The following is a 25,563-nucleotide window of genomic DNA, read 5'->3' as shown; positions in this document are numbered from 1 at the left end:
GGTTACAGCAGACCCTCGGCCTTGAGCCAGTCCTCGGCGATGGTGGACGCCTTCTCCTTGTCGGCCGTGCTCTTGGTGTTGAGCTCGATCAGGGCCTCGGTCGTGAGCTTCTCGTTGACCGAGTCGATCGCGTCCGCAGCCTTCTCGTTGACCTTCTTCGAGACGACCGGCACGACGTTCTGCGGCAGGATCAGGTTCTCCGGGTCCTTCAGCGTGACGAAGCCGTTCGCCTTGATGCTCGGGTCGGCCGTGTAGATGTCGGCCAGCTGGACGGTGTCGTCCTTGAGCGCCTTGACGGTCAGGGCACCGCCGCCGTCCTCGATCGCCTTGAAGTCGACGTCGACGCCGTAGACCGACTTGAGCCCCTTCGGGCCGTACGGCCGCGTCTGGTTCTCGGAGTTGGCGCCCACGGTGAGCTTCTCGTCGACGTTCTTCAGGTCGGCCAGGCTCGTGACGTCGTTGTCCTCGGAGAACTTCTTCGTGACGGTGTAGCTGTCCTGGTCGGTCGCGTCGGCCTCGTCGAGGACCCGGAGGCCCTTCGGCAGGGCCGTGTCGAGCCCGTCGTCGATCTGGTCGGCGGTCTTCGCGTCCGAGTCCTTGTCGAAGTACTGCAGCAGGTTGCCGCTGTACTCGGGCATGACGTCGATGGCGCCCTTCTCGAGCTGCGGGATGTAGACCTCACGCTGCCCGATGTTGAAGTTGCGCTTCACGTCGAAGCCGTCCTTCTCGAGGACCTGGGCGTACAGCTCGGCGATGATCTCGTTCGAGTAGTACTGCTGCGAGCCGACGACGATGGTCTTCGAGTCGGACGAGTCGCTGGAGCCGCTGTCGAGCGGGTCGCTCGACGCGCAGCCGGCGAGGGCGGCGACGACGCCGACCGCCATCGCGGCGGCGACACCGGCGCGGATCTTGGGTGCTGTGATCACGAGGGATTTCCTTCCGGGAGTGGATTGCGGGCTCGCTCACGCGACCCCTGACGCTGTCGGGCCGACGGGTCCGCGGTGCCCTTCGGCACCGCCGCCCGCTGCAGCACGGCGAACACGATCTCGAACGCGATCGCGAGGGCGATCACGAGGATGGAGGCGCCGAGCATCTCGGCGTAGTCCTGGGTCTTCAGGCCGAGGAAGAAGTACCCGCCGAGGCCACCGGCCCCGACGTACGCGGCGAGCGTGGCCGTCGCGACGACCTGCAGCACCGCGGCGCGGATGCCACCGATCAGGAGCGGGAGCCCGAGCGGGATCTCGACCTTCCACAGGATCTGCCAGCCGGTCATGCCCTGGGCCTTCGCGGCGTCGACGACCCCCGGGTCGACGGACTCGATGCCGGAGTACGCACCGGCGAGCACCGACGGGATCGCCAGGATGACGAGGGCGAGCAAGGGAGCCTGCAGCCCGATGCCGAGCAGCAGCCCGAACAGCGAGAGCACGCCGAGCGTCGGGAGCGCCCGCACCCCGCCGGACACCGCGATCGAGAAGCCACGAGCACGGCGGGTGTGGCCGATCGCGTACCCGACCGGCACAGCGATGACCGCGGCGATGAGCACCGCGAGCAGGGTGATCCAGACGTGCTCCCAGAGGCGCGTGGGGATGCCGTTGTACCCGCCGTAGTTCGTGGGGTCGAACACCCACGCGAAGGCCTGACCGATGATCACGAGGAGACCTCCGCTGCTTGCAGGACTCGGCGAGCCTGTCGGCGTGACACCGAGTTCGTCCGGGTCCACGGCATGACCAGGCGCCCGAGCAGCACGAGGAGGCCGTCGAGGGCGAAGGCGAGCACGAGCACCATCACGATGCCGGAGAGGATCTCCTCGTAGATCCCGCGCCCCAGGCCGTCGGTGAACAGCAGGCCGAGACTCGGGATGCCGAGGACCGCGCCGACCGTGGTCAGCGAGATCGTGGAGACCGAGACCACCCGGAGGCCGGCCAGCAGGACCGGACCGGCGAGCGGGAGCTCAACACGGAAGAACCGCTGCGCTGGCGAGTAGCCCATGGCGGTCGACGCGGACTTGGTCTCGGAGTCGACCGAGGTCAGCCCGTCGACCGTGGAACGGACCATCAGCGCGAGGCCGTACAGCGTCAGACCGATGACGACGTTGATCGGGCTCTGCAGGCCGGTGCCGATGATGCTCGGGAGCGCCACGAACAGGGCGAGCGACGGGATGGCGTAGAGCAGACCGGCGAGGGTCACGATGCTGCTGCCCACACCCGATGCGAAGCGCGACCCACCGGGGCGCTGCAGCCGGACCACCAGCCACCCGATCGGGATCGACAGCAGGAACGCGACGATGATCGGCGGGATCGCGATCGCGAGGTGGGAGACCGTGTTGTCCCAGATCGTGTCGAGGTTCGCCAGCACCCACTTCACCGGGTGCCCCCACCCTGCGCCGGAGCACCCGGTGCGTCGTGGGACGCTCCGGCCTCTGCTGCTCGGGAGTCGGACTGCGGAACGGCCTCGGCGGCGTCGACGACCCCGACGGGGCCCGTCAGCACGCCCGCTGCACGGCCTTCACCGTCGACGACGATCGGACCGGTCGGGGTCTGCTCGACGCGGAGCGCGCGGCGCCCGCGGCCGGCGCCGATGAACGTGGCGACGAAGTCGTCGGCGGGTGCGGCGAGGATCTCGGCCGGCGTCCCCTGCTGGGCGATCTCGCCGCCCTTCTTGAGGATGACGACCTGGTCGCCGAGCTTGAACGCCTCGTCGATGTCGTGCGTCACGAACACGACGGTCTTGCCGAGTTCGCGCTGCAGGCGGATGAGCTCGTCCTGCAGGTCGTTGCGCACCAGCGGGTCCACCGCACCGAACGGCTCGTCCATGAGCAGGATGTTCGGGTCGACGGCCAGCCCGCGGGCCACACCGACGCGCTGCTGCTGGCCGCCGGACAGCTGTGACGGGTACCGGTCGGCGAAGGCACGGTCGAGTCCGACGGTGTCCATGAGCTCGAGGGCGCGCTTGCGAGCGTCGGCCTTGGAGACGCCGGTCAGCAGCGGGACGGTCGCGATGTTGTCGACGACCTTGCGGTGCGGCAGCAGCCCGGAGTTCTGCATGACGTAGCCGATGTGGCGACGGAGCTCGACGGGGTTGATCCCGGCGACGTCCGAGCCGTCGATCTCAACGGTTCCGGAAGTGGGGTCGACCATGCGGTTGATCATGCGGAGCAGCGTGGTCTTGCCACAGCCGCTGGATCCGACGAAGACGGTGGTGGTCCGGGACGGGATGACCAGATCGAAGTGCTCGACCGCAGTCGTGCCGTCCGGGTAGGTCTTGCGCACCGAGCGGAACTCGATCATGGGGTGCCCTTCTGTTCGGAGGTAGCCCGACTCCGGATGAGAGTACCCGGGGGTGCCGACATCGGTTCGCTGTGACGATCCGTGACGGACCCGCGGCGGTGCACAGGTCGGTGGGGATGCCGACGGGCACCACGGGATCGGCGGGGACGACGACGCCCGCGCCTCGGTGTTCGGAGGCGCGGGCGGATCGGTTCGGTCTCCGGCGTGTCGCGCCGGTTCGACGGGACGGTCAGGAAGCGGCGATCACCGATTCCAGGTGCGCACGGTTCATCCGGCGGTACTCCTCGATCAGCTCCGTGTCGGGCTGCTCGCGGTCGCGGTGCGCCCGCGCCAGCACCGCGTGGCCGGACTCGGCGAGGACGACCCACGCGCGGGTGATGCGCTCGTCGTCCGGCAGACCGAAACGGTCGCGCATGATCTGGCCGACGGCCGCGCCGAGCGCACCCATGCGGTCCTCCGCGTCGCCCGTTCCGGTGTCCGCCGGGTCGCCGAAGCGGATGGCCCGGAAGCCGGGCTCGGTGCGGTACATCTCTGCGGTCATGTCGATGAGCGCGTCGTTGGCGTCCTGCCAGGTCTCGGCGCCACTGGCGTCGAGCGCCTCGACGAAGCGGGCGGCGAGCCGCTGGGTGCAGCGGATCGCGAGTGCCTCGACCACGGCGATGCGGTCCGGGAAGTACCGGTAGACGGTGCCGATCGACGCCCCCGCGCGCTCGGCGACCATGGCGGTCGTGAGCCGTTCGAACCCGATCTCGTCGATCACCGCGGCTGCGGCGTCGAGGAGGCCGGCGAGGCGCGCCGAACTGCGGGCTTGGACCGGCTCGTTCCTGAGCAGTGATGATCCCCCCGGCAGAGCGTTCGTTACCTCGGTGACGAGCACGTGTTCTCCTCTTGCGCTCCAGCGCGGTTGGTTGGTGTGACGGGGACAACTTTCGCAGAACGCACCTGGAACGTGGCTGCGACTCACCACTTGCGACGCACCAGTTCTGTACAGCGCGCGGGTTTCGTCAGCCGCCCGTGGGAGGATGACGCCATGCCCGACCCGACGCCCCACGAGCCGTCGTTGGCCGAGCCGCTCCTGCACCGCGCGGCCCGCATCGAGGACGCCGTCCAGGAGTTCCGCGAGCACCGTGCACGCCGTCGCGGACTCGTCCCGACGGTGGTCCCGTACACCGGCTACGGCGCGCCCGGCTGGGTGCGCATCCTCTGCCGTGTGCTGCTGACGCGCCGCGGTCTCGCCTCCGACGTCTCCTACGCCGGAGTCCGCGGCTGGAAGAGCTTCACGAGCGTCGCCGTCGACCACGCCGAGGTCACCGTCACCGCCGGCGGCGTCTCCCACGTGGTGCAGACCGACCGTGGCGGCGTCGTCGACACCATCGTCCCGATCGACCTCGAGCCCGGCTGGCGCACGGTGCGGCTGTCGGCGGGCGGCGGGCGCGACGTCGAGGCCGACGTGTTCGTCGTGCACCCGGACACCCGCTTCGGGCTGCTGTCCGACATCGACGACACCGTCATGGTGACCTCGCTCCCCCGCCCCATGCTCGCCGCCTGGAACTCGTTCGTGCTGACCGAGCACGCCCGCCGCCCCGTGCCCGGCATGTCCGTGCTGTACGAGCGGATCCTCGCGCAGCACCCCGGTTCCCCGACGGTCTACCTGTCGACCGGAGCGTGGAACGTCGCCCCGACGCTGCAGCGCTTCCTGTCGCGCAACATGTACCCGTCCGGCACGCTCCTGCTCACCGACTGGGGTCCCACCCACGACCGGTTCTTCCGCAGTGGGCAGCTGCACAAGCAGGAGAACCTGCGCCGGCTCGCCAAGGACTTCCCGGACATCCGCTGGCTCCTGGTCGGCGACGACGGACAGCACGACGAGAGCCTCTACGGCGACTTCTCGCGGGAGCACCCGGACAACGTCGCGGGCGTCGCCATCCGGCAGCTGTCCACGAGCGAAGCGGTCCTGGCCGGTGGACGCTCGCGGGCGCAGGAACGCTCCCGTGACTCGTCGGCACCCTGGGTGTACGCACCGGACGGCGCCGGTCTGTGGAGCGAGCTCGCGCGGATCGGCATCATCGAGTCCGACGCCTCCGACCCGGCCTGAGCGACCCTTCATCACGATCGCGGCCCGGAGCACCCGTGGTCGACCGCGGCGCTCGGGCACCGGGTGTTCGATCGGTCCATGAGCACCGAGCCGGCCGCGCCGCACCAAGCTGCACCCAACCAAGCCGCACCGCACACACCGCCGAACCGCATCGAGGACCACGCCCTGATCGGCGACACCGGCACCGCTGCCCTGGTCGGCCGCGACGGGACCGTCGACTGGGCGTGCCTGCCACGCTTCGACAGCTCGTCCACCTTCGCCTCACTGCTCGGCACGGAGGACCACGGCCACTGGACCCTGCGACCCGTCGACGACGAGGCCACGGCCGAGTGGCGGTACCACGGCGACACCCTGGTGCTCTCGACCGTGTGGACCACCCGTGACGGTGTGGTCGAGGTCACCGACTTCATGCCCGTCGGCGCGCACCGCCCCTCGATCGTCCGCCGGGTGCGCGGGCTCCGTGGCACCGTCGAGCTCCGGCAGACGCTCCGGATCCGGTTCGACTACGCACGGGCCCTGCCGTGGATCCGGCAGATCGGGGACGACGACGAACCGGCGCTGCTCGCGACGGCCGGTCCGGGCTCGGTGATCGTGCGGGGACCGCAGTTCCGCGCCGACGACCACCGGCACACCGCCGTCACGACGATCCACGACGGCGACGTGCTCGACACCGTGCTCACCTGGTACCCGTCGCACCGCGAGCCGCCGGAGCCACTCGACGTCGACGCGGCCCTCGCCCACACGGTGCAGTGGTGGACGGCGTGGACCGCCCCGGCGCAGACCACCGGTCGGTACGCCGACGCCGCACGACGGTCGCTGGTGTTCCTCCGCGCGATGACCCACGGCGACACCGGTGGCGTCGTCGCCGCCGCGACCACGGGCCTGCCGGAGGACCCGGGCGGCGAACGCAACTGGGACTACCGCTACGTGTGGCTGCGCGACGCGTCCCTCGCGCTCGCGTCGCTCATCGCCCACGGGTACCGCGACGAGGCCACGCACTGGCGCGGCTGGCTGCTGCGCGCGATCGCTGGTGACCCCGCCGACGTGCAGATCATGTACGGCATCGCCGGCGAACGCGAGCTGCCCGAACGGGAGCTGCCCGAGCTGCCCGGGTACCTCGGCTCGACGCCCGTGCGCGTCGGCAACGGCGCCTCGACGCAGTACCAGGGCGACGTCTTCGGCGAGGTGCTCGCAGCACTGCACGACGCCCGCGAGCTCGGTGTCGAGGAGAACGCCGACTCGTGGGCGCTGCAGCGGGCACTGCTCGGCTACGTCGAGGAGCACTGGCAGGAGCCGGACAACGGCATCTGGGAGATGCGCGGCCCCCGGCGGAGCTTCACGCACTCGCGGGTGATGATCTGGGCCGCGTTCGACCGCGGGGTCGCCGCGGTGGAGGAGTTCGGCCTCGAGGGCCCCGTCGACCGGTGGCGCACCCTACGCGACACGGTCCGCGCCGAGATCGAGGAGCACGGCTGGAACGCGGAGCGCGGTTCGTTCCGCCAGCACTACGACACCGACGAGGTCGACGCGAGCCTGCTCGTCCTGCCGCAGGTCGGGTTCTGCCGCGCCGACGACCCCCGGATGACGGGCACCGTGCGCGCCATCGAGGAGGACCTGCGGGTCGGCGACGACGGCCTCGTGCTCCGCTACCGCACGACGGCAGGCTTCGACGGGCTGTCCGGCGCCGAGCACCCGTTCCTGGCGTGCTCGTTCTGGCTGGTGGAGCAGTACGCCGCCTCCGGCCGGGTCGAGGACGCCGAGCGCCTGATGGACGTGCTCGTCGGGTACGCCAACGACGTCGGCATGCTCTCCGAGGAGATCGACGTCGCCACCGGACACCACATCGGGAACACCCCGCAGGTGCTGTCGCACCTGACGCTCGTGTCGGCAGCGGACGCCATCGAGCGCGCCCGTGGCGCGACCGTCGGGCACCGCACGCGGTTGCCAGTCCACGACGGCGGCACCCGGTCGTGGACCGGCGAGGGTGAGCGCGCCGGCTCCCCCGCCTGATGCGTCTCGCCATGCCCTGATGGCGACCCCACGACGGACGGGAGGCCCGGTGCCAGCTGGCACCGGGCCTCCCGTCCGTCAGGGCGTCCGTTCAGGACGTCAGCGTCCGTCAGGACGACGACTCCCAGTCCGCCGGGCCGCGCGAACCGGCGCGGTACTCCTCGAGCGGGACCTCGTCGGCCTTCCAGGCGGCAACGACCGGCTCCACGATCTCCCAGCAGCGCTCGGCCACGTCACCGCGGATGGAGAGCAGCGGGTCGTCGTGGAAGATGCCGTTCAGGACCTCGCCGTACGGGGTCAGCTCGCCGTCGCTGAACGACGACGACAGGGTGACCTGGCCCATCTCGAACGGGTTGCCACCGCCGTTGGCCGACACCGACAGCTCGATCTCGTCCGGGTTCAGGACGATGCGGAGCGTGTCCGCCTTCGGGCGACCGCTCAGACCGGAGGGCAGACGCGTGACCGGCTTGAAGGTGATCAGCACCTCCTTCCGGCTGTTGCCGAGTGCCTTGCCGGACCGCAGCGTGAACGGAACGCCCTTCCAGCGGGCCGTGTCGACCTCGACCGAGATCTCGGCGAGCGTCTCGGTGCTCCGCGACTTGTCGACGCCGTCCTCGTCCTGGTACGACGGCAGCTCCTTGCCGTCGATCGTGCCGGCCGTGTAGACGGCGCGACGCGACGCGATCTTCGGGTCGCCGCCCTTGAGCTGGGTTGAACGGAGCACCCGGGCCAGGGACGAGCGGAACTCGACCGCGTCGATGTCCGCCGGGGCATCCATCGTCACGATGCCGAGGATCTGCAGCAGGTGCGACTGGATCATGTCCACCATCGCGCCGGCCTCGTCGTAGTACTGGGCGCGGTTCTCGAGCCCGAGGGTCTCGTCGTAGAAGACGTCGACCTTCTCGATGTTGTCGGCGTTCCAGATCGGCTCGAACAGGCGGTTCGCGAAGCGCAGACCGATGATGTTCAGGACCGTGGTGCGTCCGAGGAAGTGGTCGGTGCGGTGCACGCGCTCTTCCGGGACCAGCTTCAGCACCGTCTCGTTGAGGGCCTGGGCGCTGGCGACGTCGGTGCCGAAGGGCTTCTCGAAGGCCAGGGTCGTGCCCTCGGGGAGCTCGACGTGCTCGAGCGCCTCGCAGATGTCGGAGGCGATCTGCGGCGGGAGGGCGAAGTACAGGATCGGCTCGGAGTCGGCCGCGGCCAGGAGCGCCTCGAGGTGCTTCGGGTCGGTGGGGTCGCCCTGGATGAACTGCGTCGACTCGATGGTCGCGTCGACCTCCGGCCCCTTGACGTCCTGCGACGCGAAGGACTGCGTGACGATGTCCTTCCACTTCTCGGGACTGCGCTCGCTGCGGCCCGTGCCGATCAGCTGCACGGGGACGGCACGGCCGCTCTGCAGGAACGTGCCGAGGCCCGGCAGGAGCAGGCGGGAGGCGAGGTCGCCCGTCGCGCCGAAGATGATGAGGGTGCGCTTGTCGGTCACCTGAGGTGACTCCTTTCGCTGTGGTGGGAGGTCCGCTCCAGTCAAGTCGCGGGCGGGCCCGTTTGTTCCGGATCGGGACCGGAGATCGTCGCCTGGACGCACTTCGGGCGGCACCGTTCTGGTGCCGCCCGAAGTGTCAGGTGCGCTGCAGCGCCGGGTCAGTGCCCGAAGTTGCCGCGGTAGTACTCGTAGACCCAGCCGACCAGGGTGATCGCCACGAGGACGAGTCCGATCGGGACGATCCACAGGCCGGCGGCCACGCCGAGGAAGCACACGGCGACCGCGGCGGCCAGCAGGATCGGCCACCACGACCAGGGGCTGAAGTGCCCGAGCTCGGCGTCGCCGTCCTCGATGTTGGCGTCCGGGCGGTCCTCGGGCAGGACGCCGCCCTGGGACGCCATCACCTTGCCGAGGTAGAAGGCGATGAACGCCGACATCAGGCCGGTCAGGCCGATCGCGACGGTGCCCACCCACTCGGGCTCGCCGTAGTAGATCAGCGCCCAGATCGTGTAGGCGGCGTCCGCCAGGATGAAGAACCCGAAGAGGATCCAGAACAGGTTGGTGTTCGCGCGCATGGCGTTACTTCACCTCGCCCTTCGCGGCGTCGTAGGTCGGGGCATCGGGGGCGTCCTTCGCGGGACCCACACCGATCGGCACACCGGCCTCGGGGTGGTTCAGGTCGAAGGCCGGGGACTCCGAACGGATACGCGGGATCGACGTGAAGTTGTGGCGCGGCGGCGGGCAGGAGGTCGCCCACTCGAGCGAGCGGCCGTAGCCCCACGGGTCGTTCACAGCGACCTTCGGCGCGTTCCGGGCGGTCACGTAGACGTTGAAGATGAACGGCAGGAACGAGATCGCGAGGATCATCGAGCCGATCGTCGACAGCTGGTTCATCCAGGTGAAGCCGTCGTTCGGCAGGTAGGTCGCGTAGCGACGCGGCATGCCGATGACGCCCAGCCAGTGCTGGATGAGGAACGTGGTGTGGAACCCGATGAACAGGAGCCAGAAGTGGATCTTGCCGAGACGCTCGTTGAGCATCTTGCCGGTCCACTTCGGCCACCAGAAGTAGAAGCCGGAGAACATCGCGAAGACGACGGTTCCGAAGACCACGTAGTGGAAGTGCGCGACGACGAAGTACGAGTCGGACACGTGGAAGTCGAGCGGCGGCGACGCCAGGATGACACCGGTCAGACCACCGAAGGTGAAGGTGATCAGGAAGCCGAGGGCCCAGAGCAGCGGCGTCTCGAACGTGACCGAACCGCGCCACATCGTGCCGACCCAGTTGAAGATCTTCACGCCGGTCGGGACCGCGATGAGCATCGTCATGAGCGAGAACCACGGGAGCAGGACTCCGCCGGTGACGTACATGTGGTGCGCCCACACCGTGACCGAGAGGGCCGCGATGGAGATGGTCGCGTAGACCAGGGTCTTGTACCCGAAGATCGGCTTGCGGCTGAACACCGGGAAGACCTCGGAGACGATGCCGAAGAACGGCAGCGCGATGATGTAGACCTCGGGGTGCCCGAAGAACCAGAACAGGTGCTGCCAGAGCAGGGCCCCGCCGTTGGCCGGGTTGAAGATCTGCGCGTCGAACACGCGGTCGAGCCCGAGGCCGAAGAGTGCCGTCGCGAGGACCGGGAAGGCCATCAGGACGAGGAGCGCCGTCACGAGGGTGTTCCACGTGAAGATCGACATGCGGAACATGGTCAGACCCGGGGCACGCATCGTGATGATCGTCGTGATGAAGTTCACCGCGCCGAGGATCGTCGAGAAGCCGGTCATGCCGAGCCCGAAGACCCAGAGTGTGCCGCCGAGCCCTGGTGTGAACGTCGTGTCACTCAGTGGCGCGTAGGCGAACCACCCGAACGATGCAGCACCCTGCGGGGTGAGGAAGCCGCCGACCGCGATGAGCGAGCCGAACAGGTAGAGCCAGAAGGCGAAGCCGTTGAGTCGCGGGAAGGCGACGTCGGGCGCACCGATCTGGAGCGGCATGATCGCGTTCGCGAAGCCCGAGAACAGCGGCGTCGCGAACATCAGCAGCATGATCGTGCCGTGCATCGTGAACAGCTGGTTGTACTGCTCCTTCGTCGCGACCACGTGCAGGCCGGGTTCGAAGAGCTGGGCACGGATCACGAGGGCCATCACACCTGCGAGCAGGAAGAAGATGAACGACGCGATCAGGTACATGTACCCGATGGTCTTGTGGTCGGTGGAGGTGATCCACCGGACGACGATGTTGCCCTTCCGACCCACCTTCGACGCCTGGAAGTCCGGCGACGAGGTCTGGGTCGGTTGGCCGACGAGTGACGTTGTCATCTGACGAGCCCCTACTTGTTCTCGCTGGACGCCTCGACCGGCGCCTTGTTGTTCGGTTCGTTGGTGTTGGTGTTGTACTCGTCACCGAGCAGACCGACCTTGCCCTGGTCCTTCAGGGTGTCGAGGTAGTCCTGGTACTGCGCCGGCGTGACGACCTTCACCTGGAAGAGCATCAGCGAGTGGTACTCACCGCAGAGCTCCGCGCACTTGCCCTGGTACGTGCCGAGCTTCTCCGGGATGAAGTACTCCCAGTTGGTCTTGCCCGGGAGCATGTCCTTCTTGTAGAGGAAGTCGATGACCCAGAAGGAGTGGTCGACGTCGCGCGAGGAGAGCTCGATCGCGACCTTCTTGCCCTTCGGCAGGTAGAGGGTCGGCAGCTGCGACTCGTCGATCGCCCCGTTGGCGTTCTCTTCTTCCTGGGCCTGGATGCCCTGGTAGTAGACGCTCTCTTCGGGGTTGTCCTTGTTGATGTAGTTGAAGTCCCACGCCCAGCGCTTGCCGTACACGTGCACGGTGGCGTCCGGGTCGGCGAAGGGCTTCTCGATCGCGGCCTGGTCCTTCGCGGTGAAGGCGAAGAAGCCGAGCACGAGGATCAGCGGCACGATCGTGTAGAAGATCTCGAGCGGCATGTTGTACCGCATCTGCACGGGCAGGCCGGTCTGGCCCTTCCGGCGGCGGTAGACGATCGCGGCCCAGATGATCAGGCCCCACACGATGAGACCGACGGCGAGGAGAACGACCCAGCTGGTGGTCCACAGGCCGACGATGCGACTCGTGTGGTTGGTGACGTCCTTCGTCTCCTCCGTGCCGGGGAGCCATCCGTTCATCTGCTGCTGCGTGCAGCCAGCCAGTGCGATGACCAGACCGACGGCCACCGGGACGGCCGCCCAACGTATACGGCGATTCGAACGCACTGTTACCTCTCGCAAAAGACGTGAGCTTCGGAGGTCAGCCCGTCGAGTCCGACGGCGAGCCGCACGAAGGCGGCGCATGGCTGGCTCCCAGCTTGATTGGAACACTCCTAGCTTACTCGCAGCTCGGTACCGCTCGCGCACACACGACACGGTTCTGGCCTCGATCCGCACGTCTGCGGGCACGATTTCGCCCGGTCACACCGCGCCCCGGCGCGCCACGTCCGGTCACACGAACGCGAGCGGGGAGCGACCCTTCCGGTCGCTCCCCGCTCGCGTGTCGGATCGCTGGCGATCAGTGGAAGCTGTCACCGCAGGCGCAGCTGCCCTGCGCGTTCGGGTTGTCGATCGTGAAGCCCTGCTTCTGGATCGTGTCCTCGAAGTCGATCGTCGCGCCGTCGAGGTACGGGACGCTCATCTTGTCGACGACGACCTCGACCCCGTCGAACTCGGCGGTGACGTCACCGTCGAGCAGGCGCTCGTCGAAGTAGAGCTGGTAGATCAGGCCCGAGCAGCCACCGGGCTGGACGGCGAGGCGCAGGCGCAGGTCGTCGCGGCCCTCCTGCTCGAGCAGGCTCGCCACCTTGCCGGCAGCGGCGTCGCTCAGGAGGACGCCGTGCGACTGCGTTTCGGTCGCCGGTGCTTCGGTGATGGTGTCGCTCATCGCGCGTCTCCCTCCGGGCGGTGCTGGTCACCGCGCCTGGCGTCGATTGTAAGCACCCTCAGCTGCGCGTCGCGAGCCTGGCGAGCAGGATCGTCTCCGACGCGATGGCACGGTGCAGGACGCCGAGGTGCTGCGACTCGTTCGGGCTGTGGGCGCGCGTGTCCGGGTCCTCGACGCCGGTGACCAGGATCTGCGCGTCCGGGAACTCCGCGGCGAGGTCGGACACGAACGGGATCGACCCGCCGATGCCCTGCTCGACCGCCTCGGCGCCCCACCCCTCCCGCATGGCCGTTCGGGCCTCCTGGACGGCCCAGCCGGCGGTGTCGACGAGGAACCCGTCGCCGCTGTCCGGCTCGGTGATCTCCATCCGTGCGCCGAACGGGACGTGCTCGCGCAGGTGCCGCTCGACGGCCGCGGACGCCTGCCGGGCGTCCTGACCGGGGGCGACGCGGACCGAGACCCGTGCCGAGACCGTGGGCAGCAGGGTGTTCGAGGCGTTCGCGACGCTCGGCACGTCCATGCCGGTCACCGTGATCGACGGCTGGAACCACATGCGGGACAGCACGGCGCCGGTGCCGATCGGGCGGACACCGGGCACGAGCGCGGCGTCGACGGCGAGTTCGTCCTCGGTGCGCTCCGGCACGTCGGCCTCGTACGAGGACAGCCCCTCGACGGCGACCGAACCGTCGGCGTCGTGCAGCGAGGCGAGCAGCCGCACCATGGGGATCATCGCATCCGGGGCCGCTCCTCCGAACATGCCGCTGTGGCTGGCGTGCTCGAGCGTGGTGAGGGTGAGCTTGAAGGTGACGTTGCCGCGCAGGGAGACCGTGATCGACGGGACCTCGGTGGACCAGTTGTCGCTGTCCGCCACGACGATGACGTCGGCGGCGAGGTGCTCCTTCTGCTCGCGCAGGAACGTGCGGAACGAGCGGGAGCCGAACTCCTCCTCGCCCTCGACGAAGAGCACGACCCCGAGGTCGAGGTCGTCACCGAACTGGGCGTGCACCGCGCGGAGCGACGCGATGTGCGTCATCACGCCGGCCTTGTCGTCCGAGGCACCGCGGCCGTACAGGCGGTCACCGCGGAGGGTCGGCTCGAACGGCGGCGTCTCCCACAGGGCCTCGTCGCCCTGCGGCTGCACGTCGTGGTGGGCGTAGAGCATCACCGTCGGCTTGCCGTTCCGCGCCGGGCGCACCGCGAGCACCGCGGGCTGGCCGAGCTCGGTCTCCGCGTCGGCCTCGGCGACGTCGGCCGTCGACCCGGACACCGCGGACCGCACGATCCGGACGTCGTCCGCGCCGAAGACCCCGGTCGACCGGGCGAGGTCCGCGACGGCCTCGGCACTCGCGCGCACGTTCGCCGGGTCGAAGGCCGACCAGGACACCGACGGCAGGCGCACCAGCGCGGACAGGTCGGCGATCGTCGTGGGCAGTGCACCCTGCACGTGTTCGCGCAGGGCGTCGAGGAGCGCGGGGTCGGTCGCGGGGCTGTGCTGTTCGCTGTCGGTCATGCCCGGTAATCTAGAGGAGATCCCGCACGCACACCGCCGTTAGGAACGCACCGTGGCGAAGGCAGCCCCCAAGACCAACACGACCGTCAACCCGACCGAGGCCGAGCTCCTCGAGCAGGGCAAGGGCCGCCCCACGCCGTCCCGTCGCGAGCGAGAGGCAGCGAACCGCCGCCCCCTCGTCGGCAACACGCCGGTCGACAAGAAGGCCGCCCGCGCCCGCCTCAACTCGGAGCGCGAGCGTGCCCGGGTCGGCATGGCCAACGGCGAGGAGCGCTACCTGCCGGCGAAGGACCGCGGTGAGCAGCGACGCTTCGTCCGCGACTGGATCGACGCCCGCTGGAACGTCGGCGAGGTCATGATGCCCGTGCTCGTGCTGTTCCTCATCGTCGGGTTCGCGGCCGCGCAGACGGTCATCGCGTCCTACTCGCTCCTGCTCGTGTGGGCGTTCGTGGCGCTGTTCATCATCGACTGCGTGGTGCTGTGGCTGTCGCTCCGCCGGAAGCTCACCAACAAGTTCGGCGAGTTCCAGCGCGGCACGTTCCTCTACATCCTCACGCGGGCGTGGCAGCTGCGCTTCCTGCGGCTGCCGAAGCCCCAGGTCCGGCGTGGGCAGTACCCCACGCTCTAGCCACACGCACGCGACGAAGCGCCGCCCGGCCTGCCGGGCGGCGCTTCGTCGTTCCCGCTCCCCTGCTCCCCACTCCCCCGCTCGCGCATCGGCGATCGAGTGAGCAGAACACGACGGGTCGACTGGCGAGCCACGGCGTGTTCTGCTCACCCGATGGCGCAGGCGCGCCCCCAGGAAGGACTGGAGGCCCGTGGCGGTGTCGCCACGGGCCTCCAGTCCGTCAGGTGGTCGCGTCTACCGCGCGGCGCGACGCAGCCGCCGACGGCGCAGCCGGTTGATGCGCGCGGCCCAGGTCGGTCCCTCGTAGAGGAACGCCGTGTAGCCCTGCACGAGCGTGGCTCCCGCGTCGATGCGGTCCTGCACGTCCTGCTCGGTGGTCACACCACCGACGGCGATGACGCAGAAGTCGGCGGGCACCGCGGTGCGGACGCGACGCAGCACCTCGAGCGAGCGGGCGGCGACCGGCGCACCGGAGAGTCCCCCGGCACCCATCGCCTCGACGTCGGACGGATCGGCGGTCAGCCCGTCGCGGGAGATCGTCGTGTTGTTCGCGATCACCCCGGACAGCCCGAGCTCGACCGCGAGGCCCGCGATCGCGTCGATCTGCTCGTCGGTCAGGTCCGGTGCGATCTTGACGAGCACCGGCGTCCGGCCGGCGGCGTCGCGCACCGCGGACAGCAGCGGTCGGAGCTGGTCGAGTTCCTGCAGTCCACGCAGACCGGGCGTGTTCGGCGAGCTGACGTTGACCGCCAGGTAGTCCGCGAACGTCGCGAGCCGCCGGGTGGACTCGAGGTAGTCGTCGATGGCGTCCTCGACGGAGACGACCCGGCTCTTGCCGATGTTCACGCCGATGACCGGTCGGCCGGGGTTGCGGCGGGCGCGCTCGAGGCGCCGGGCGGCCGCTGCGGCGCCGTGGTTGTTGAAGCCCATGCGGTTGATCAGGGCACGGTCGCCGATCAGCCGGAACAGGCGCGGGCGCTCGTTGCCGGGCTGCGGCTTGGCGGTGATGGTGCCGACCTCGACGTGGCCGAAGCCGAGCAGGCCCAGACCGGCGATGCCGCGGGCGTCCTTGTCGAACCCGGCCGCCAGGCCGAAGCGCGACGGGAAGTGGATGCCCATCGTGGTGATGCCGTCGGCCGCCGCGGGACGGCAGTACCGCTCGACGACGCCGCTCAGGAACGGCACGCGGGGCAGCCCGGCGATGACGGCGAAGGCCAGGTGGTGGGCACGCTCCGGGTCCATGTTCGCGAACACGGAGCGGAACACGACGCGGTAGCCGCCGCGCACGATGCGTTCGGCGATGCCGCTCACGCGCGCGTGCCGGACGATGTGGACGACCCGGCGGCCGTGTCGGACGCCGCGTGGTGGTCGCGGCGGAGCTGGCCGATGGCGTCCTCGAAGTCCTCGAGCGAGTCGAACGCCTGGTAGACGCTCGCGAACCGCAGGTAGGCGACCTCGTCGAGCTCCCGCAGGGGCGCGAGGATCGCGAGGCCGATGTCGTTCGCGTCGATCTGGCTGGATCCGGAGGACCGCACGGTCTCCTCGACGCGCTGCGCGAGCACGGCCAGGTCACCGTCGGTGACCGGGCGCCCCTGGCACGCCTTGCGGACGCCGGAGACGATCTTGTCGCGGCTGAACGGCTCGGTGACACCGTTGCGCTTCACGACGTTGAGCGATGCGGTCTCGGTGGTCGAGAACCGTCGACCGCAGTTGGGGCACTGTCGACGGCGGCGGATGGAGGTTCCGTCGTCGCTCGTCCGTGAGTCGACGACGCGGGAGTCCGGGTGGCGGCAGAAGGGGCAGAACATGTCGTTCCCCAGGCTATCGGTTCGTGCGCTCCGTCACGGCGGCCCCGTGCGCGGGGAGCTGCTCCTCGGTGGACAGGGCGACGATGTGCGGCGCGACCTCGGCCAGGGCCTCGGGCGTGTACCGGACGATCTGCTGGGGTCGCAGGAACGTCGACGCGGACAGCCCGGACCCGAACCGGGCCTGGCCGCCGGTCGGCAGCACGTGGTTCGACCCGGCCAGGTAGTCCCCCAGGCTCACCGGCGTGCTCGGCCCGACGAACACCGCGCCGGCGGCGTCGATGTCGGCGAGCACGGCGTCGTCGTCGACCGTCTGGATCTCGAGGTGCTCGGGCCCGTAGGCGTTGCTCACCGTCGCGGCGTCGGTCAGCGAGTCCACCAGGACGATCGCGGACTGCGGTCCGTCCAGGGCGGTCTGGAGGCGCGCAGCCGTCCCGAGCACCGCCGTGCGTTCCGGGATGGCCGCCTCGACCGCGTCGGCGAACGTCGCGGACGTCGTCACCAGCACGCTGCCGGCCTGCTCGTCGTGCTCGGCCTGGCTGATGAGGTCGGCGGCCACGAACCCGGCGTCGGCGGTGTCGTCCGCGATCACGAGGATCTCGGTCGCCCCGGCCTCGGAGTCGATGCCCACCACCCCGCGCACCAGGCGCTTGGCCGCGGCGACGTAGTTGTTGCCCGGACCGGTGACCAGGTCGACCGGCTCGAGGTCGATCTCGGCGACGCCGTACGCCAGCGCGCCGACGGCTCCGGCGCCGCCCATCGCGTAGACCTCGTCGATGCCGAGCAGCCCCGCCGCCGCGAGGATCGTCGGGTGCACCGCGCCGCCGTGGTCGCGCTGCGGCGGCGACACGAGGGCGATCGAGGGCACGCCCGCGACCTGGGCCGCGACGACGTTCATCACGACGCTGGACGGGTAGACGGCCTTGCCACCGGGCACGTAGAGCCCCACGCGGCGCATCGGCTGCCAGCGCTGGTGGACCTCGGCGCCGTCGGCCAGGGTGGTCACGGACGGGGCGGGGATCTGCGCGGCACTCGCGGCCCGGACCCGGCGGATGGCCTCGTCGAGGGCTGCCCGGACCTCGGGCGTGAGCCCGGCCACGGCGGCGGTGATCTCGGCAGCGGGCACCCGGACGTTCGCGGGAGCCCCGCCGTCGAAGCGCTCGGCCTGGTCGTGCAGGGCAGCGGCCCCACGGTGTCGGACGTCCTCGATCAACTCGCGCGCGGCGTCGACCGCGTGCGACACGTCACCCGCGGCGCGGGGCATGAGTCGGAGGAGTTCGGCACGGGCGGGGAGGCCGCCGCGGAGGTCGATTCGCTGCATCATGAGGGGTCCGATCCTACCGAGCCGAACGCCGACGCCCAGTAACGTGAGGGCTGATGAACTTCGAGAAGGCACGGCGCCTCGTGAGCGACCTCGTCCGGGTGAACGAGCGGTACGCACGCGACGGCCACTACCGCAACGACGTCCGTGAGCGACTCGGCCGGACGGTGTCCCGGGTCGACGTCGGTGTGGCTCGGCGGGAACGCGATCGTGCGCCGCTGGCCGCGCGCCCGTTCGACGGCCTGGTGGAGACGAGCCTGTCGCTCGCCGGCATCCGCACCGTGGACCGCGATCCCGAGGTGGTGCTCGTGGTCGACGAACTCCGCGAGGGTGCCGCCTTCGCCGGGGTGCAGACCGCCCTGGCCGTCGCCCTCGCGCTCGGCGACCGGCTCGGCCGGCGGGTCCGCGTCGTCATGGTCCGGTGGACGACACCCGGCAACAGTGCCGCCGCAGCCGAGGCGCTCGTCGCCGACCGGTTCCCGGAGTCGCGCGTCGACGGACGTCCCGGCGTCCGCGTGGTCCGGCGCGAGGACGTCCTGGACACCGAGTTCGGCCGCGACGACGTCTGGGTCGCCACGCACTGGAAGACCGCGCACCCGATCGACGTCGCCGTCACCGCCGGGGTCGTCCCCCGACACCGCGTCGTGTACCTGGTGCAGGACTACGAACCCGGCTTCAGCCCGTGGTCGACCGAGTACGCGGTCGCTGCCTCGACCTACCGCGCCGGCTTCCGCATGCTCGTGAACTCCGAGCCGCTGCGCCGGTACCTGGCCGACGTCGAGGGCCTCGACGTCCCCTCCGAGCACACCTTCGCACCGCACCTCGACCTCGAGCTGCTCGAACGCGTGGCCGCTGCCCGCAAGCACGAGGACGTGGTCCGGGTCCTCTTCTACGGCCGTCCGAGCAAGCACCGGAACCTGTTCCGCCTCGGCGTCGCCGCGCTGCGGGTCGCGGTGCAGGAGCTGGCCGACGACGGCATCCGGGTCGAGTTCCACTCGGCCGGTGAACAGCACGGCGACGTCGAGCTCGACGGGGGCCGGGGCGACGTGAAGCTCGTCTCGCACGGCACCATGCCCTGGGACGACTACTTCCGGTTCATCGCATCGACGAACGTGGTGCTGTCGCTCCAGCACAGCCCGCACCCGAGCCACCCGCCGTTCGACGGCGCGGTGTCCGGCGCACGCGTCGTGACGAACGAGTTCCGGGGCACCCGGGCGCACCTGCACCCGAACCTCGAGGCGGTCCCCGCCGACGCCCGTTCCCTCGGCCTGGCCGTCGCCGACGCCGTCCGGCAGGCAGCTGCGGACGGCCCGACCGGGCACGTGCCCCTGGCCGCGGGGGTGCTCGGTGGCCCGCTGGAGACCGCCGTCGACGCCCTCGCACGTGCACTCGAAGCAGAGGAGTCCACCCGATGACCCGCTCCGCCCTCGTCGTCGTGCCCGTGTACGGCGACCTCGACTCCCTGCTGCGGTGCGTCGACGGGCTCCTCGAGCACCTCGACACCGAACGGCACCGCGCGCTGTTCGTCAACGACTGCGGGCCCGAGGCGGACACCATCGAGCGGGCGCTGCTCGACCGGATCGGCGACCGCCCCGGGTTCCGGTACGAGCGGAACGACCACAACCTCGGGTTCGTCGGCACGTGCAACCGTGCCGTGGACGAACTCGACCGCGGCGCCGACGACGCCGGCACAGAGGCCGTCCTGCTCCTCAACAGCGACGCCGTGCCGACGGCGGGGTTCCTCGACGCGATGCTCGCGGTCCTCGACGAGGACCGCACCGGTGTCGTGACCGCGCGCAGTGACAACGCGACGATCGCGAGCATCCCCTACCGCCTGACCAACCGGGGAGCCGCCCGCACCGAGGACCGCACGCGACGGGTCTGGGGCGAGCTCGCACCGCTGCTCCCGGTGTCCCAGGTCCTGCCCGTCGCGATGGGCTTCTGCTTCCTCACCCGCCGCGAGCTGATCGCCGAGCACGGTCTGTTCGACGAGGCCTTCGCGCCCGGCTACGGCGAGGAGAACGACTACTGCCTCCGGATCGCCGCCCACGGCTGGCTCGCCAAGATCGCCAACCGCGCGCTGGTCCTGCACGCCGGCGGCAAGAGCTTCTCCGGCAACCGCAGCGCGCTGCGCGCCGCGCACCAGCGCGTGCTCGAGGGTCGCTACCCGTTCCTGCCGGACGCAGTGGCCGCGTACCAGCGGCACGGCATGACGGCGACCGAGCGGTTCGCCGACGTCCTCGTCCCCTCGGGGCAGCGCCCGCGGCTCGCCGTGGACCTGCGGCACGTCGAGGACGCCGACACGCTCGTCCGCCAGGTCGACGCGGCCTTCGGGGACGGCTTCGACCTGGAGGCCCGGCTCCCCGCCGGTACGTCGGCACCGGCCGCGTGGACCGTCACCACCGGAGACCCCAGCCCGGACGACCTCGTCACGGTCGCCGTGCTCGTGGACCCGGCGCCCGCGGACGTCGTCGCGGCCAACCGGCGGGCGCTCCACCTGGTGGTCGTGCGGGCCGCGCAGAACGCGGTGCCGTGGTCGTCGCGAGCGCACCGGACGGGCGCCGACGCCCTCGCGGCCGTCGTGGACCACTTCGCCGTGGTCGTCGCACCGGGCGCGGTCACCGACGCCCGTGCACGCATCGAGGACGCGCTGACGGCCCCGCTCGCGGGCACGGCCGACGCGCTCGAACGTCGGTGGGCGGCGCTGCTCCCCCTCGACCTCACGGCCGCCGACGTCGCCGCGGCCAGCGCAGCGGACGAGGTCGTGCGCCTGCGCCGGGAGCTCACCGACCTGCGCGCGAGCAGGTCCTTCCGCACCGGCCAGGCGATCGCGAAGGTCGCCGCACGACTGCCGGGGCGCCGCTGATGGCCGAGGCGAAGGGCATCGGCCGCGTCGCACGGCGCCTCGCCCGACCCTTCCGGGGCCCGGACCGACCACTGACCGTGACCGACCGGCTCGACCGCTGGGCCCGGCGGATCGCCGAGTTCGAGGTACTGGACCGCGCGTACTTCGAGGCACAGACCGGACGGACGTTCGACACCGACGCCGACGCCGTCGCGTTCTACGTGCACAACGACGGGCAGCGTGGGCTCTCGCTGCACCCGCTCATCGAGCACGAGTGGATGCGCGAGCACCAGCCCGTCCCCGCGATGTCCTGGTACGACGCCCTGCACCAGGAGGGCCCCGAGCTCTTCCAGACCGGGCCGCTCTTCGACGCAGGCGTGTACGCCGCCTCGGTGCCGGGAGCCGACCGCCCGGCGACCACGCTCGATGCGCTCCGGCACTTCCTGCGGAACGCGACCGACGCGACCACGCTCCCCGTGCCTCCAGGCCGCCGTGGCGACGCTCCCACCTGGGGCGCCGCACGCGACGCAGCCGTCGCCGATGCGCGCGCCTTCGCCGGTGCGCAGCACCGCACCCGGCGACGCTACCGGTCCACGTGGGACGGGCCCGAGGTCGCCGAGGCCCTCGGCCGGTACCCGCGCGGTGTCGCGCGGCGCGACGCGGAGCAACCGCTCGTGTCGATCGTGATGCCGGTGTACCGGCGCGCCGACGTGGTCGGTGCGGCGATCGCTTCGGTGCGAGCGCAGCAGCACACGAACTGGGAACTCCTCGTGGTCGACGACGGGTCCGGCGACCACACCGTCGACGTCGTGCGCGGGCTCGCTGCCGGAGACGGGCGCATCCGGCTCCTCGAGCGGGAGAACGGCGGTGCCGGCGCCGCACGGAACACCGGACTCGCGGCCGTGCGTGGCGACTTCGTCGCGTTCCTCGACGCCGACAACACCTGGCGTCCGGAACACCTGACCGCAGCCCTCGCGGCACTGCTCGAGACCGACGGGCCCGCCGTGCACACGGGGCTGCGGATGGTCGGCGCGAACAACGCGGACGACCGGACCGCTCCCGTCGAGACGTACCGCGGCGAGGACGGCACGCTCGACGACCTGCTCGCGGGCAACTTCATCGACCTCAACGCGCTCGTGGTCCGCCGTGACGTCGCCGCAGGGGTCGGCCCGTTCGACGAGACGCTCCGACGCTGGATCGACTGGGAGTGGCTGCTCCGCATCGGGCAGCGGTTCGGGGTGCCCGCGTACGTGCCCGTCATCGGCGTCGACTACGACAACGTGCGGGACCAGCGACGGGTCTCCTCCGCCCAGCCCGCGTCGTGGCAGGAGGTCGCGCTCGCCCACCACCGCATCGACTGGGACGCCCTGGCGTCCGCAGCACCGACGCGCGACACCGGACTCGTCTCGATCGTCGTCCCGGTGTTCCGCGACTGGACGATGACCCGGCGCGCCGTCGATGCCGTCCTCGGCGCGGCCGACCACGACGGCGACCGCGTCGAGGTCGTCCTGGTCGACAACGGCTCTCCGCGATCGGTCTCCGCGATCCTCGGTGCATGGTTCCGTGACGAACCCCGGGTGGTCCTGCAGCGCGAGGACCGGAACCGGAACTTCGCCCTGGGCAGCGACCTCGGACTCGCCCGGTCCTCGGGCGGCACCGTCGTCATGCTCAACAACGACACCGAGGTCACCACCGGCTGGCTGCGGCCGCTCGTCGGCGCGCTGGACGACCCGTCGGTCCTCGGCGCGCAGCCCCTGCTCCTGTACCCGGACGGCGTCGTGCAGGCCGCCGGCACGGTGTTCGGCGGGGACAAGGTGCTGCCCTGGCACTTCCTCGGCGAGCACCCGCGGCACGACGCCGACCGCGTGTTCGGGTCGGGCTCCGCCGGCGCAGTGCGGTTCTCGGCGATCACCGCAGCCGCCGCGGCGTTCCGTGCCGTCGACCTGATCCGCTGGCACGGGTTCGACCCCGTGTACGCCAACGGACTGGAGGACGTGGACCTGTGCCTCCGCGCACTGACGGCGTCACCGGCGGGCTCCGCCTTCGTCGTCGTCCCGTCGTCGGTCGTCGTCCACCACGAGAGCCGCACGCCGGGCCGGGACGACGCCCGGGTCGACAACCGCCGCATCTTCGACGAGCGCTGGCGCGGGCGCTACCCCGACGCCGACGCCGTCGACCGGTACGACGCAGCCGGACTGCGCTACCTCGGAGTGGCCCCCGGGCTCCCCAAGGGCCACGGCGTGATGGTGCGGTCCTCGCGACCGGTCGTCGTCCGGGAGGAGGGGGCTGCTGGCTTCCGTATCGCCGTCAAGCACGACGGCACGCGCGTCGCGGACGTGTCCGCACTGGTCATCGCACTCGAAGCCGCGGGACACGTGGTGCAGGTCGACATGCCGACGTCCTGGTACCGGGGATCCAGCGGGTTGGACGAGGTGACCGTGCTGGTCGTGGGGGCACCGTCTTCGGGGCCGGGTGGTTCGTCGTTCGTGCCGCAGCCGGGGGCGCGGAACGTCGTGTGGCTGGCGGAGGGGCAGTCCGTCGCGGAGGGGGACTTCGCCGTCGTGGTCGGTGCTGCAGCGGAGGCGGGGCAGGTCGTCCGGTCGCTGTGAGCGCTCCCTCGGCGCAGGTGGCGAGCGAACACCACGAGCCCGCGGAGCTGAGCGTTTCGATTCTGAGGCGGATTCTTCGGGCACGTTCACCAGGTTCCGAGACAAACGAGGCCTGCTGTTCACCTTGCCGGAGCAGGCTGCTCGCATGTCGCTCCTCTCGGATGCAATGCGGTCGACCTTCACGACCAAGTGCGCTGTGTGCGGCGCGGTCATCCGGAAGCGCGATGCGCTCGACCACGAGGGGCTGGCGTTCTGCTCGGTCCTCCACGAGGCCGAGTACATCGTCGCGACGCTGGACTGAGCGCCGACCGACCTCATCTCACTGGTTGAGACCCATCGTCGCCGCTGCCTGCCGGATGAACAGGCGCATGCGGACCGCCGCCTCTGCGGAGACGTGCGGGAGCGGGTGCTCGCCGTCCTCGGACATGCCGCCACCCCACGAGTTGTTGGAGGCCCGGGCGAAGGCGAACGGATCCGCGACCACCCACCCTCGTCGCGCACCGAGGTCGAACAGGTGCCGGTTCGCCACGACACCGTTCGTACGCTGGTTCACCGTGCCGTTGGTGCGGTTGTTCGGCGGGACCAAGCAGATCAGGGGTGTCTGACACTCCGCGAACCGCACGATCTTCTCGATGTTCGCGGTCATCTCCTCGAAGGGCACGCCCTCCCGGACGTCGTTCATGCCGATCATGACCACGAGCACGTCGGCGAGTGAACGACGGACCTGACCGAACGCACGCTCGGACGTCGCACCGTCCTCGGCGAAGCCTCCGACCAGCCGAAGACGGCGATCGCCGAGCTGGTCACGCCAGGACTCGGGGCGGGCCGTGACCGAGTCACCCGACACGGCGAAGGTCAGCGGTGTATCGGTGGTGATCTTGGATCGAGCTCTGAACATCCCTCGATGCTATCGACCGGAGCACCGGCGACCCCTCGTAGGATCGCCATGTGGCTCCAACAGCGCGCTCGCGTCCTCGCGACGGCCGTCCACCGCGGCTCGCGGTCTTCCCCGTCTACCGCGACAACCCGTACCTGAACCTCATGCTCCTGGCTCCACGCGCCTCGGGGTGGGACGTCCTCGAGTCCGCGAGGCTCGAGCGTTTCGAGCACGACCTGAGCTCCCTCGGCACTGGAGACGTCGTGCACGTGCACTGGACAGCTCCGATCGTGCAGCGTGCGGACGACGCCGCCGAGGCCGTTGCCCGACTCGCTCGGTTCCGAGCCGCGGTCGACGGAGCGCGGGCACACGGCGCCCGGGTCGTCTGGACGATCCACAACGCGCTCGCACACGACGTCCGGCACGAGGAGCACGAGATCGCGCTGAACCGCTACTTGGCCGCGACCGCGGACACGGTGCACGTCATGAACTCCCGCACGAGCGACGTGGTGGCGCCGTTCTACGACCTCTCCGGGCGAACGGTCGAACACCTCCCCCACCCGAGCTACCGCGGCATCTACGACGGCAACGGGTCCCGGGCGGAGGCACGAGCACGTTTCGGACTCGATGACGACGACGTCGCCGTGCTCTTCTTCGGACAGATCCGTCCGTACAAGGGAGTCGACGTCCTGATCGAGGCCCTGCAGCAGGCGTCCGCCGCCGGCCGGTTCGTCCTCCTGCTCGCCGGGAGGACGTCGGCCGAGGACGAAGCGACCATCGATCGGCTCGTGCCCGAAGGGCTCCGCACCGTCCGTCACCACGACTACGTGGCCGACGCCGAGGTCAAGCGCTGGTTCGACGCCGCGGACATCGCGGTGCTGCCGTACCGGCGCGTCCTGAACTCCGGCAGCCTCCACCTCGCCGCGACCTTCGGCGTGCCGGTCGTGCTGCCCGACGAAGCGCACCTCCGGAGTGACTTCGGCGGTGAAGCCTGGGTCCGGTGGTTCGAACCCGGTGATGCCGGCGCGCTCGCCCGGGTGCTGTCGGAGCCGTTGCCGGAAGGCGGTGCCGCACTCGGGTTCACGGCCCGGCTCGCGCCGTTCGCGGTCTCCCGCCGGTACGAGGCGCTCCTGCGGCGCACGACGGCTGGCCTGCCGACGCGGACCGCCACGCGCCCTGAGGCATAATCAACCCTTGTTGCT

The 25,563-nt window shown here is 70.5% G+C and carries 23 protein-coding genes; 8 read left to right on the top strand and 15 right to left on the bottom strand.

Going from position 1 to position 25,563, the window contains the following annotated elements; translation table 11 throughout:
- Nucleotides 1-2: 2 nt before the first annotated feature.
- The 5 genes from DEJ09_RS13725 to DEJ09_RS13705 form a co-directional block, all read right to left on the bottom strand.
- Nucleotides 3-926: an ABC transporter substrate-binding protein gene (locus DEJ09_RS13725; RefSeq protein ID WP_110864635.1), complete on the bottom strand. Its 924-nt coding sequence runs from the start codon at nt 924-926 to the stop codon at nt 3-5.
- A complete protein-coding gene (locus tag DEJ09_RS13720; RefSeq protein WP_071405717.1) occupies nt 923-1,651 on the bottom strand; it encodes an ABC transporter permease in 729 nt (242 codons plus the stop codon). Before DEJ09_RS13720 ends, DEJ09_RS13725 begins: the two co-directional genes overlap by 4 nt.
- The gene (locus DEJ09_RS13715) at nt 1,648-2,364 is read right to left on the bottom strand and encodes an ABC transporter permease (protein WP_110864634.1); all 717 of its coding nucleotides are present in this window, start codon (nt 2,362-2,364) and stop codon (nt 1,648-1,650) included. The genes DEJ09_RS13720 and DEJ09_RS13715 overlap by 4 nt, the downstream gene beginning before the upstream one ends.
- A complete protein-coding gene (locus DEJ09_RS13710) occupies nt 2,361-3,287 on the bottom strand; it encodes an ABC transporter ATP-binding protein (RefSeq protein WP_027465271.1) in 927 nt (308 codons plus the stop codon). The genes DEJ09_RS13715 and DEJ09_RS13710 overlap by 4 nt, the downstream gene beginning before the upstream one ends.
- A 229-nt stretch (nt 3,288-3,516) precedes the next feature.
- Nucleotides 3,517-4,164 carry a TetR/AcrR family transcriptional regulator gene (locus tag DEJ09_RS13705; protein ID WP_111088944.1) on the bottom strand — a complete coding sequence of 216 codons (648 nt, stop codon included), beginning with the start codon at nt 4,162-4,164 and terminating at the stop codon, nt 3,517-3,519.
- Nucleotides 4,165-4,317: 153 nt separating this feature from the next.
- Between DEJ09_RS13705 and DEJ09_RS13700 the strand changes: the two genes are divergently transcribed.
- On the top strand, nt 4,318-5,382 hold the full coding sequence (locus tag DEJ09_RS13700) for an App1 family protein (RefSeq protein WP_111033335.1): 1,065 nt from the start codon (nt 4,318-4,320) through the stop codon (nt 5,380-5,382).
- A 78-nt stretch (nt 5,383-5,460) separates the two neighbouring features.
- Nucleotides 5,461-7,392: a glycoside hydrolase family 15 protein gene (locus tag DEJ09_RS13695; RefSeq protein WP_111088943.1), complete on the top strand. Its 1,932-nt coding sequence runs from the start codon at nt 5,461-5,463 to the stop codon at nt 7,390-7,392.
- Nucleotides 7,393-7,501: 109 nt separating this feature from the next.
- Here the strand turns inward: DEJ09_RS13695 and DEJ09_RS13690 are convergent, their stop codons facing one another.
- The 6 genes from DEJ09_RS13690 to DEJ09_RS13665 all read right to left on the bottom strand — a co-directional run bounded on the left by DEJ09_RS13690 (nt 7,502) and on the right by DEJ09_RS13665 (nt 14,276).
- Nucleotides 7,502-8,875: a glucose-6-phosphate dehydrogenase gene (locus DEJ09_RS13690; RefSeq protein ID WP_111088942.1), complete on the bottom strand. Its 1,374-nt coding sequence runs from the start codon at nt 8,873-8,875 to the stop codon at nt 7,502-7,504.
- Nucleotides 8,876-9,033: 158 nt separating this feature from the next.
- Nucleotides 9,034-9,450 (bottom strand): cytochrome c oxidase subunit 4, encoded by a 417-nt coding sequence (locus DEJ09_RS13685; protein ID WP_111030352.1) that lies wholly within the window; start codon nt 9,448-9,450, stop codon nt 9,034-9,036.
- 4 nt (nt 9,451-9,454) lie between these two features.
- Nucleotides 9,455-11,191 carry a cytochrome c oxidase subunit I gene (ctaD, locus tag DEJ09_RS13680; RefSeq protein ID WP_027465266.1) on the bottom strand — a complete coding sequence of 579 codons (1,737 nt, stop codon included), beginning with the start codon at nt 11,189-11,191 and terminating at the stop codon, nt 9,455-9,457.
- Nucleotides 11,192-11,202: 11 nt separating this feature from the next.
- A complete protein-coding gene (gene coxB, locus DEJ09_RS13675; RefSeq protein WP_111030351.1) occupies nt 11,203-12,105 on the bottom strand; it encodes a cytochrome c oxidase subunit II in 903 nt (300 codons plus the stop codon).
- A gap of 292 nt (nt 12,106-12,397) precedes the next feature.
- Nucleotides 12,398-12,766 carry an iron-sulfur cluster assembly accessory protein gene (locus tag DEJ09_RS13670; RefSeq protein WP_035808216.1) on the bottom strand — a complete coding sequence of 123 codons (369 nt, stop codon included), beginning with the start codon at nt 12,764-12,766 and terminating at the stop codon, nt 12,398-12,400.
- Nucleotides 12,767-12,824: 58 nt separating this feature from the next.
- A complete protein-coding gene (locus DEJ09_RS13665; protein WP_111088941.1) occupies nt 12,825-14,276 on the bottom strand; it encodes a dipeptidase in 1,452 nt (483 codons plus the stop codon).
- Nucleotides 14,277-14,328: 52 nt separating this feature from the next.
- Between DEJ09_RS13665 and DEJ09_RS13660 the strand changes: the two genes are divergently transcribed.
- On the top strand, nt 14,329-14,904 hold the full coding sequence (locus DEJ09_RS13660; RefSeq protein WP_111023129.1) for a DUF3043 domain-containing protein: 576 nt from the start codon (nt 14,329-14,331) through the stop codon (nt 14,902-14,904).
- A gap of 234 nt (nt 14,905-15,138) precedes the next feature.
- Here the strand turns inward: DEJ09_RS13660 and DEJ09_RS13655 are convergent, their stop codons facing one another.
- From DEJ09_RS13655 to hisD, 3 genes are read right to left on the bottom strand one after another with little or no spacing between them, the layout of a single operon-like run.
- Nucleotides 15,139-16,215, bottom strand: a complete 1,077-nt coding sequence (locus DEJ09_RS13655; protein ID WP_111088940.1) for a quinone-dependent dihydroorotate dehydrogenase — start codon at nt 16,213-16,215, stop codon at nt 15,139-15,141.
- The gene (gene nrdR / locus DEJ09_RS13650) at nt 16,212-16,712 is read right to left on the bottom strand and encodes a transcriptional regulator NrdR (protein WP_111047145.1); all 501 of its coding nucleotides are present in this window, start codon (nt 16,710-16,712) and stop codon (nt 16,212-16,214) included. The genes DEJ09_RS13655 and nrdR overlap by 4 nt, the downstream gene beginning before the upstream one ends.
- 13 nt (nt 16,713-16,725) lie before the next feature.
- A complete protein-coding gene (hisD, locus tag DEJ09_RS13645; RefSeq protein WP_111054960.1) occupies nt 16,726-18,033 on the bottom strand; it encodes a histidinol dehydrogenase in 1,308 nt (435 codons plus the stop codon).
- A 53-nt stretch (nt 18,034-18,086) separates the two neighbouring features.
- Between hisD and DEJ09_RS13640 the strand changes: the two genes are divergently transcribed.
- The 4 genes from DEJ09_RS13640 to DEJ09_RS18200 all read left to right on the top strand — a co-directional run bounded on the left by DEJ09_RS13640 (nt 18,087) and on the right by DEJ09_RS18200 (nt 23,785).
- The gene (locus DEJ09_RS13640) at nt 18,087-19,445 is read left to right on the top strand and encodes a hypothetical protein (protein ID WP_111023125.1); all 1,359 of its coding nucleotides are present in this window, start codon (nt 18,087-18,089) and stop codon (nt 19,443-19,445) included.
- Nucleotides 19,442-20,896, top strand: a complete 1,455-nt coding sequence (locus tag DEJ09_RS13635) for a glycosyltransferase family 2 protein (protein ID WP_111088939.1) — start codon at nt 19,442-19,444, stop codon at nt 20,894-20,896. Before DEJ09_RS13640 ends, DEJ09_RS13635 begins: the two co-directional genes overlap by 4 nt.
- Entirely contained in the window at nt 20,896-23,484 is a 2,589-nt protein-coding gene (locus tag DEJ09_RS13630) for a glycosyltransferase (protein WP_111088938.1), read from the top strand. The genes DEJ09_RS13635 and DEJ09_RS13630 overlap by 1 nt, the downstream gene beginning before the upstream one ends.
- Nucleotides 23,485-23,629: 145 nt before the next feature.
- Nucleotides 23,630-23,785: a hypothetical protein gene (locus DEJ09_RS18200; RefSeq protein ID WP_175529707.1), complete on the top strand. Its 156-nt coding sequence runs from the start codon at nt 23,630-23,632 to the stop codon at nt 23,783-23,785.
- Between the two features lie 18 nt (nt 23,786-23,803).
- Here the strand turns inward: DEJ09_RS18200 and DEJ09_RS13625 are convergent, their stop codons facing one another.
- Nucleotides 23,804-24,382 carry an SGNH/GDSL hydrolase family protein gene (locus tag DEJ09_RS13625; RefSeq protein ID WP_111030345.1) on the bottom strand — a complete coding sequence of 193 codons (579 nt, stop codon included), beginning with the start codon at nt 24,380-24,382 and terminating at the stop codon, nt 23,804-23,806.
- A gap of 50 nt (nt 24,383-24,432) precedes the next feature.
- On the opposite strand from DEJ09_RS13625, the gene DEJ09_RS13620 reads away from it, so the two are divergent.
- Nucleotides 24,433-25,548 (top strand): glycosyltransferase, encoded by a 1,116-nt coding sequence (locus DEJ09_RS13620; RefSeq protein ID WP_111054963.1) that lies wholly within the window; start codon nt 24,433-24,435, stop codon nt 25,546-25,548.
- Nucleotides 25,549-25,563: the final 15 nt, after the last annotated feature.

The sequence above is a fragment of the Curtobacterium sp. MCLR17_055 genome (assembly GCF_003234305.1).
Classification (GTDB): domain Bacteria; phylum Actinomycetota; class Actinomycetes; order Actinomycetales; family Microbacteriaceae; genus Curtobacterium; species Curtobacterium flaccumfaciens.
Note: the sequence above shows the minus strand (reverse complement) of the source record. Positions and strands in the feature narration are given on the sequence as shown.

Coding starts and splice junctions, on each gene's coding strand:
- ctaD (WP_027465266.1), bottom strand. CDS start 11,191: ATGACAACGTCACTCGTCGGCCAACCGACCCAGACCTCGTCGCCGGAC.
- DEJ09_RS13640 (WP_111023125.1), top strand. CDS start 18,087: ATGAACTTCGAGAAGGCACGGCGCCTCGTGAGCGACCTCGTCCGGGTG.
- DEJ09_RS13685 (WP_111030352.1), bottom strand. CDS start 9,450: ATGCGCGCGAACACCAACCTGTTCTGGATCCTCTTCGGGTTCTTCATC.
- DEJ09_RS13625 (WP_111030345.1), bottom strand. CDS start 24,382: ATGTTCAGAGCTCGATCCAAGATCACCACCGATACACCGCTGACCTTC.
- DEJ09_RS13635 (WP_111088939.1), top strand. CDS start 19,442: ATGACCCGCTCCGCCCTCGTCGTCGTGCCCGTGTACGGCGACCTCGAC.
- DEJ09_RS18200 (WP_175529707.1), top strand. CDS start 23,630: ATGTCGCTCCTCTCGGATGCAATGCGGTCGACCTTCACGACCAAGTGC.
- DEJ09_RS13630 (WP_111088938.1), top strand. CDS start 20,896: ATGGCCGAGGCGAAGGGCATCGGCCGCGTCGCACGGCGCCTCGCCCGA.
- DEJ09_RS13695 (WP_111088943.1), top strand. CDS start 5,461: ATGAGCACCGAGCCGGCCGCGCCGCACCAAGCTGCACCCAACCAAGCC.
- nrdR (WP_111047145.1), bottom strand. CDS start 16,712: ATGTTCTGCCCCTTCTGCCGCCACCCGGACTCCCGCGTCGTCGACTCA.
- DEJ09_RS13710 (WP_027465271.1), bottom strand. CDS start 3,287: ATGATCGAGTTCCGCTCGGTGCGCAAGACCTACCCGGACGGCACGACT.
- DEJ09_RS13700 (WP_111033335.1), top strand. CDS start 4,318: ATGCCCGACCCGACGCCCCACGAGCCGTCGTTGGCCGAGCCGCTCCTG.
- hisD (WP_111054960.1), bottom strand. CDS start 18,033: ATGATGCAGCGAATCGACCTCCGCGGCGGCCTCCCCGCCCGTGCCGAA.
- DEJ09_RS13665 (WP_111088941.1), bottom strand. CDS start 14,276: ATGACCGACAGCGAACAGCACAGCCCCGCGACCGACCCCGCGCTCCTC.
- DEJ09_RS13670 (WP_035808216.1), bottom strand. CDS start 12,766: ATGAGCGACACCATCACCGAAGCACCGGCGACCGAAACGCAGTCGCAC.